Origin of the sequence: Streptomyces amakusaensis (genome assembly GCF_039532665.1) — a bacterium.
GTDB classification, from domain to species: Bacteria; Actinomycetota; Actinomycetes; order Streptomycetales; family Streptomycetaceae; genus Streptomyces; species Streptomyces amakusaensis.
In genome coordinates this window covers 179750-187873 of sequence record NZ_BAAASB010000016.1, presented here as the reverse complement: position 1 = coordinate 187873, position 8124 = coordinate 179750, and the positions used below count along the sequence as shown (strand labels likewise).

Sequence of the window (8124 nt, the reverse complement as noted above, 5' to 3'; positions counted from 1 at the left end):
GCCTGTTCGGCTTCGTCGAGGAGTTCGAGCGCGGCGATCGGACGGGTCGGGTCGGCGACGGCCTGTTCCAGCAGCCTCAGCAGCCGGTCGGCGAGCGTCCCGACCGTCACCCGGTCGAAGAGATCCGAGGCGTAGAACACTTCGAGATCGAGATCGTCGCTGTGCGCCGTGTCCGAGAAGGTGATGTCCAGATCGAACTTGGTGACACCCGGGTCCACCCGGTCGATCTCGGCCGCCAGCCCGAAGAGCGTCCGGATGTCCTGGGTGACTGTGCTGTGGGACACCATCGTCTGGAAGAGCGGGTGTCGGTTCAGGGAGCGCTCGGGGTTGACGGTCTCCACGACGCTGTCGAAGGGGAGATCGGTGTGGTCCAGTGCGGCCAGGTCGGTGGTGCGGACCCGGTCGAGGAGTTCGGCGAAGGTCGGGTCGCCGGAGAGGTCGGCGCGCAGCACCACCGTATTGACGAAGAAGCCGACCAGGTCGTCGAGGGCGGTTTCGCCCCGGCCCGCGACGGGGCTGCCGAGGGGGATGTCGTCGCCCGCGCCGAGCCGGTGCAGCAGCGCGGCGACCGCCGCGTGCACCACCATGAAGACACTGCTGCCGCTCTCCCGCGCCAGCCGCCGCACCCCGGCGGCCAGTTCGGCGGGAACCGCCCGGTGGACCATACCGCCCGCGTCGCTCGCGACGGCGGGACGCGGCCGGTCGGTCGGCAGGGCCAGCTCTTCGGGGAGCCCGGCCAGCGCGGTGCGCCAGTAAGCGGACTGCCGCGCGGTGAGCGAGCCGGCGTCCGCGGGGTCGCCGAGCAGAGCGCGCTGCCACCGCGCGAAGTCGGCGTACTGCACGGCGAGTTCGCCGAGCGAGGGATCCTCGCCCGCGCGGTGCGCGGCGTAGGCGCGCTCCAGGCCGCCGAGGAACGGGCCCATCGACCACTCGTCGCTCGCGATGTGGTGCAGCAGCACCACCAGGGCGTGGGCCCCGGTCGCCGGGTCCCGCAGCACGGTCGTCCGCAGCGGGGGCTCGGTGGCCAGGTCGAAGAGATGACCCAGCGCGGCCTCCGCCTCCGCGTCGAAGCGCTCGGCGGGCACCTCCAGCACCCGCAGCGGCACGGCCGCGTCCCCGGGGCTCAGCACCCGCTGGTACGGCTCGCCCCCGACCTCGGTGAAGACCGTCCGCAGCGTCTCGTGCCGGGCGACGACCGCGTCCAGCGCGACCCGGAGGGCGTCGACGTCCAGCGGCTCCGCGAACCGGGCGACGAAGGGGATGTTGTACGTGGCGCTCGGCCCCTGCATCTGGTGCAGGAACCACAGCCGGCGCTGCGCGTGCGAGAGCTGCGCGGGCTCCGGCCGCTCGACGGCGGTGAGCGCGGGCCGGTCCGCGGCGGCGGAGCGGGTGGAGAGCAGCGCGGTGAGCGCCGCGACCGTACGGGCCTCGAAGACGTCGCCGATCGTGCACTGGGTGCCCAGCGCGGTGCGGACCCTGGCCACGACCCGCGCCCCGAGCAGTGAGTGGCCGCCCAGCGAGAAGAAGTCGTCGTCCGGCCCGACCGCCGCCAGCCCGAGCACATCGGCGAAGATCCCGGCGACGATCTCCTCCCGGGCCCCGCGCGGGGCCCGGCCGCCGGCGGCGTCCCGGCCCGCGAGGTCAGGTGCGGGCAGCGAGCGCCGGTCGATCTTGCCGTTGGCGGTCAGCGGGAAGGAGTCGAGGACGACGACGACCGTCGGCACCATGTACTCGGGCACCCGGTCGGCCACGCCCTGCCGCAGCTCGGCGGGGTCGAGCGGCCCGGCGGTCCCGCCGGGCCCGTCCGGCCGTGCCGAGGGGGTGACATAGCCGACGAGATGCTGCACCCCGGGACGGTCCTCACGGACCAGCACCACCGCGCGGCCCACCTCGGGACGGGCGGTGAGGGCGCTCTCGATCTCCCCCGGCTCGATCCGGAACCCGCGCACCTTCACCTGGTCGTCGGCGCGGCCGATGAAGTCGATACGGCCGTCCGCCCGGCGGCGTACCAGGTCTCCCGTGCGGTACATCCGGCTGCCGGGCTCCCCGAACGGATCTGCGACGAACCGCTCGGAGGTCAGCGCGTACCGGCCCAGATACCCCCGGGCCAGCTGGGCCCCCGCCAGATACAGCTCGCCGGGGCGGCCGGCCGGGGCCGGGCGCAGCGCGCCGTCCAGGATGTAGGCCCGGGTGTTCCAGAACGGGGCCCCGATGTCGGGCGCGCCGGTGTGCGCGGGGTCGAGGGTGACGGAGGTCGCCCAGACGGTGACCTCGGTGGGCCCGTACACATTGGTCACGGACCGGGTGGCGCGGGCGAGCCGCTCGGCGAGGTCGGCGGGGAGGGCCTCGCCGCCGACGAGCACACGGACGTCGCCGAGCGAGCCGGGGCGGCCGTCCTCCAGGAGGGCGTGCCACAGCGAGGGCGTGGCCTGCATGACGGCGGGCCGGTGGGTGTCCACGAGCGCGGCGAGCGCGCCCGGGTCGCGCACGGTGTCCCGGTCGGCCAGGACCACGGTCGCCCCGCTGATCAGCGGTACATGGATCTCCAGCGCGGCGATGTCGAAGGAGATGGTGGTGACGGCGATCAGCCGGTCGCCCGGCCGCAGCGCCAGCTCCTCGGCCTGCATCTCCAGGAAGTTGGCGAGGGCGGAGTGCGGCACGATCACGCCCTTGGGGCGGCCGGTGGACCCCGAGGTGTAGATGACGTACGCCGGGTGCGCGCCGTCCGGGCCGACGGCGTCGAGAGGCATCGAGGGCAGGTCGGCCAGTGCGGCGAGGGTGTCCGGGGCGTCCAGTACGACGGTCTCGACGCCGGGCACGTCGGGTGCGGACGCGGCGGAGTCCAGCGTGGTCAGGACGCACACCGGGCGGGCGTCGGCGACCATGAACTCCAGCCGGTCCGCCGGGTAGTCCAGGTCGAGCGGCAGATACGCGCCGCCCGCCTTGAGCACGGCGAGCACGGCGATCAGCAGATCGGCCGAGCGGGGCAGCGCGAGGCCGACGATGCCCTCGGGGCCGACGCCCCGGCCGGTGAGCAGCCGGGCCAGCCGGTCGGCGCGGGCGTCGAGTTCGGCGTAGGTCAGGGTGGTGGAGCCGGTGATCAGGGCGGGGAGGTCGCCGTGGGCGCGGGCGCGGTTGGCGAAGGACTCGACGACGCCCCGGCCGGAGAGCGGGTGCGCGGTGTCGTTGGAGTCGTGGATCAGCGCACGGCGGGCGTCGGCGGGGAGGAGATCGATCCGGGCGGCCGGCACCTCGGGTCCGGCGGTCGCCGCCCCGGTGAGGAAGAGGGCGAACTCGGCGCTGCGCGCGGCCAGCGTGTCGGCGTCGTAGGCGCGGGGGTTGCCGTCGAACTCGAAGCGGATCCGTCCGCTCTCGGCGTCGTGGTACAGGCCGAGGGTGAGATCGTCGACCGGGCCGGCGGCGACGTTGTGGACGGTGCCGGGGGAGCCCGCGAAGTCGAGGGCGTTGTCGAACGCCTTGACGTTGATCATGGGGCCGAGGAGGCCCTGCTCGCGGCCGACGAGCCCGAGGTCGCGGCGGATGTCCTCGGCGCGGTAGCGCTGGTGGCGGCGGAGGTCGCGGACATGGGCGGCGACCTCGGCGGTCAGCTTCGCGAGCGGAGTGCCGGGGTGGACGGCGACGCGCAGCGGCAGCACATTGACGACCATCGCGGGCACATTGAGCGCGGCGGAGCCGAGGCGGGCCATCGCGGGCAGCGACAGCAGGATGTCGCGGCTGCCGGTGGAGCGGTTGAGGAAGGCGGCGAAGGCGGCGGTCACCGCGTCGGCCCAGCTGGCGCGGGCGGCGCGGGCGATGGCGAAGAGCCCGGCGGTGGTCTCGGCGGAGAGGGTCGCGCCCTCGCGCAGGAAGGTGGGGGAGGCGGCGAAGGAGGCCCCGCTGAGCGGCTCGGGCTCCGGCCGGTCGGCGAGCCGGTCCAGCCAGTGGGCGCGGTCCTGCGCGCAGCGCTCGGAGTCGCGGTAGGCCAGCTCCTCCTCGACGACGGAGGCGAGCGAGCCGAAGGCGCGGGGGGCGGGCTCCTCGCCGCGCGTCAGCGCGGTGTAGATCTCGGCGGTGCGCCGGGAGAGCAGGGAGAAGCTGTAGGCGTCGAGCGCGATGTGGTGGGCGCGCTGGTACCACAGGGTGCGGCCGGGGCCGACGGTGTGCAGGGCGAAGGCGAAGAGCGGCTCGGCGGCCGGGTCGGCCGGGCGGTCCATGTCGGCCCGCATCGCCTCCACCGCGCAGGCGTGCGGGTCCTCGGCGGCGCTGTGGTCGGTGACCGTCAGCGCGGGCCCGTCGCCGGCCGGCCCGCCGGTCAGCTGCACCGGCTCGCCGTTCTCGTCCTCCTCGAACCGCACGGTCAGCGCGTCGGCCTCGGACACCGTCCGCCGCAGCGCCCGTGCGAACAGCTCCACGTCGAGCGGTCCTTCGATCTCGACGTACTGTCCGACGTTGTAGACCGGTGACGACGGGTCGAGCCGCTGGCCGTACCAGACGCCCGTCTGGGCCCCGGTCAGGGGAAGACGCTGGGAAGCACGCTCGGTCATGGGATCTTGCTCCAGGTTTCGGACGCGACTGCACGAGGTGTCGGCGGGAGGCTCACCCGGCCGTCGAAGGCGGTGCGGGGAGCGGGCGGGGGAGAAGGGGGGCCGGGTTCCGCCCCCGTACCGCCGCTCGCCGAAGCGCTCGCGGTGGCCGGAGGCGGAACCCCCACGGGCCTTACCGGTCCTGGGGCCTGGAGGACCGGTACGGGTCCGTGGCTGTGCGGCGGCCGGACGGACACAAGGGCCGGGCCGCACAGGACTAGGGGAGGGCCTTGAGGATCTGCTCGAACTGGTCGAGGATCTTGACGCCCTCGGGGTAGCGGCTGATGAAGAAGCCGGGCACCGGGTGGACCTGCTTGTTCTTCGCGGCCGGCAGCTCCGACCAGTTCTTCTGCGAGATCAGCGACTTGGTCTCGGCGACGGGTGCGCCGTTCGGGCCGTCGCCGTCGACCAGGACGACGTCCGCGTCCTTCAACTTGCCGATCTGCTCGAACGACAGGTCGTAGGAGAACTCGTCCTTCGGCGCGCCCGCGACCGGGGCGAACTTCAGGCCGGCGTCCTTGGCGACCGCGCCCAGCCAGGAGGTCTCGGTGTAGACGGAGAACTTCCCGGCCTCGCCGGAGTTGACGATGGCCCAGTCGGTGCGGCCCAGCTTGTCGGCGTAGGTGCTCTTGATGCCGGCGAGCTTGTCGTCGTACGCCTTCTTGAACTCCGCGCCCTTCTCGGCCGCGCCCGCCGCGTCGAGCACGCTGAGGGAGGCGGGCAGCAGCTCGGTCGGCTTGCCGATGCCGTACGACAGGACGGGGGCGATCGGCTTGAGCTTCTCGATGTTGAACGGGACGTGCTTGGGGGCGGAGATGACGATCAGGTCGGGCTTGAGCGAGAGGATCTTCTCGAAGTTCAGCTCGTTGCCCTCGCCGACGATCGTCATCTTCTTGACGGCGGCCTTCTGGTCGGCCGAGAGGGCGCCCTCGTCGATGTCGGTGACGCCGACCATGGGCACTCCGGCGTCCAGCATCCAGGCGGAGGCGTAGGAGAGGCCGATGATGCGCTGGGGGTCGGTGGGTATCTTCACCGGTCCGTCGGGCGTCTGGACGGTCCGGGTGGCGGAGCCGCCGTCCTTCTTCTCCCCGGTCTCGGCACCGGTCTCCGTGGTGGTGGAGCAGGACGCGGTGAGGGTGACGGCGACCGCGGCCACCAGACCCGCCGCGGTCCGGCGGAGGCGGGCGGCGCGGACTCCCGGAGTACGCGCGGTGCCGCTCGCGTGTGCACGGGTTCGGAGCATGAGGGTTCTGCCTTTCTCGGTCCGCGCGCGGCGGACGGTGTTCTTGAACATGGCTCAGCCGGTGGGGGCGGGGCGGGGGCTCTTCGCCGGCACGGGGGCGTCGGCGGAGGGATCCGTCCCGGCGTCCCCCTCCTCGGCCTCGGCCTCGGCCTCGTCGTCATCGTCGTCCCAGCCCGCGGGGAGGGTCGCCTCGCGGAGCGCGGGCACCGCGACCGCGACGACGACCGCCGCCAGCGCGCAGATCACGCCGTTGACGATGGCGGCTCCGGCGGGGCTGAACCACTTGGCGACCAGGGCCGCTTCGACGTCGCCGATGAGATCGCCCGCGGTGTCCTGGGTGGTGCTGACGCTGACGATCCGGCCGCGCAGCCGGTCGGGGGTGTTGTGCTGGATGAGCGCGTACTCGAGGATCTCGTACACGGTGCCCGCGGCTCCGGCCACGGCCAGCATCACCATGGCGAGGGCGAGATGGCCGACGAGGCCGAGGCCGAGCAGTCCGCTCACACCGAAGCCGATGGTGGCGATGCCGCCGGTGAAGGCGGCCGTCAGCAGCACCTTGCCGGGCCGGGCGGCCCGGGTGAGCCATCCGCTGCCGGCCGAGACGAGGACCGAGCCGATCGCCGGGGCGGTGTAGAGCAGGCCGAGGATCACCTCGCTGTCGTTGAACTGCTTGTCGACCATCTCGGGGAAGAGCACGACCGGCATGGTGAACAGCGCGGTCACACCGCCGAGGGAGAGCAGTCCGCCGACGACCTTGTTGCGCCAGGCGTACGTGAAGGCGACCAGCAGCGAGCCGCTGTCCTCCTCCGCCTCGTCATCGTCGTCGTCGCCCGTGCCGGGCGGCAGCGAGCGGATGCGGGAGATGAGGAAGGTGGTGATCATGGTGGTGACGGCGGCGAGGGTGTAGACCGGGCCGGGTCCCCACAGGGCGAGCAGCACACCGCCCAGCAGCGGCGCGCCGATGGAACCGATCTCCCCGGTGAGGGAGATCAGCGCCCCGGCGGCGGGCAGCTGGTCGGGGCGTACGAGGGTGGGGGCGACCGCCATCAGCGCGGTGACGCTGACACCGGTGGCGAGACCGTCCCAGGCGATGCAGACCAGGATCGCCCACAACCGGGGTTCCGGCTGGAAGGCGTTGACGGCGAGCCCGGCGAAGGCGAGCGCGGCGGCCCCCCGGGCGAAGACGATGATTCCGCGCCGGTCCATCCGGTCGGCCATCACCCCGCCCGCGAGCGAGCCGAGGAGCACCGTGATGCTCATGACCGTGCCGGCCACGGCGACCTGGAAGGTCGACTCGGTCAGGTCGTAGACCTGGTCGCTGAGCGCCACGGTCGCCATGCCGAGGCCGACCAGGGAGACCACCCGCGCGATGAAGATGGCGCGGAAGTCCCTGCTGTCGCGCAGCGGCGAGATGTCGATGAGGTGATCACGCACTGACACGGGGGGCCCCTGCCGCAGCTCGGTCCTCGGTCCTGTCGCGGCCGGCGCGGGACTCCCGCGCCAGCGGCAGCACCAGCGGGGTGTCCGTCTCGGGGTCGGTGATGATCCGGCAGCGCAGCCCGAAGACCTCCTCGACCAGCTCGGCGGTGACGATCTCGGCGGGCGGGCCCTGGGCGATCACCCGGCCGTCGCGCATGGCGATCAGATGGGTGGCGTACCGGCAGGCGTGGTTGAGGTCGTGCAGCACCGCGACCACGGTCCGCCGCCGCTCCTCGCGGAGTTCGGCGCAGAGGTCGAGCACATCGACCTGGTGGGCGATGTCGAGGAAGGTGGTGGGCTCGTCGAGCAGCAGGATGGGGCTCTCCTGGGCGAGCGCCATGGCCAGCCAGACGCGCTGGCGCTGGCCGCCGGAGAGTTCGTCCACCAGCCGGGTGGCGAGTTCGGTGACGCCGGTGGCGCGCATCGCGGTCAGTACGGCCTCGTCGTCCTCGGCCGACCACTGCCGCAGCAGCTTCTGGTACGGGAAACGGCCGCGCGCCACCAGGTCCGCGACGGTGATGCCGTCGGGGGTGGTGGGCGACTGGGGCAGCAGACCCAGCTGCTGGGCGAGCGCCTTGGGGGACATCGAGGCGATGGGGCGGCCGTCGAGGACGATCGCCCCCGCCTGGGGCTTGATGATCCGGGCCAGGGCGTGCAGCAGGGTGGACTTGCCGCAGGCATTGGGTCCGACGATCACTGTCAGCGATCCGTCGGGGATGCCGATGCCGAGGTGCTCGGCCACGACGCGCCGGTCGTAGGCCAGGGTCAGGCCCTCGGCCCGCAGCCTCTCGCCCATGAGTCTCTTCCTTCGTTGAATTT

4 protein-coding genes are annotated in these 8124 nt (G+C 73.1%); all 4 read right to left on the bottom strand.

Annotated features, from left to right (window positions below; genetic code table 11):
- Positions 1-4544, bottom strand: a 4544-nt coding sequence (locus tag ABD371_RS26710; RefSeq protein ID WP_344481962.1) for an amino acid adenylation domain-containing protein, incomplete at its 3' end; no start/stop codon positions are given.
- Positions 4545-4800: 256 nt separating this feature from the next.
- Positions 4801-5826, bottom strand: a complete 1026-nt coding sequence (locus ABD371_RS26705; RefSeq protein WP_344481957.1) for an ABC transporter substrate-binding protein — start codon at positions 5824-5826, stop codon at positions 4801-4803.
- 54 nt (positions 5827-5880) lie between these two features.
- The gene (gene entS / locus ABD371_RS26700) at positions 5881-7266 is read right to left on the bottom strand and encodes an enterobactin transporter EntS (RefSeq protein WP_344481954.1); all 1386 of its coding nucleotides are present in this window, start codon (positions 7264-7266) and stop codon (positions 5881-5883) included.
- Positions 7253-8101 (bottom strand): ABC transporter ATP-binding protein, encoded by an 849-nt coding sequence (locus tag ABD371_RS26695; protein WP_344481951.1) that lies wholly within the window; start codon positions 8099-8101, stop codon positions 7253-7255. Before ABD371_RS26695 ends, entS begins: the two co-directional genes overlap by 14 nt.
- Positions 8102-8124: the final 23 nt, after the last annotated feature.

What these genes read in the sequence shown, in the direction of transcription:
- ABD371_RS26705 (WP_344481957.1), bottom strand. Translation starts at nt 5,826, where the DNA reads ATGCTCCGAACCCGTGCACACGCGAGCGGCACCGCGCGTACTCCGGGA.
- ABD371_RS26695 (WP_344481951.1), bottom strand. Translation starts at nt 8,101, where the DNA reads ATGGGCGAGAGGCTGCGGGCCGAGGGCCTGACCCTGGCCTACGACCGG.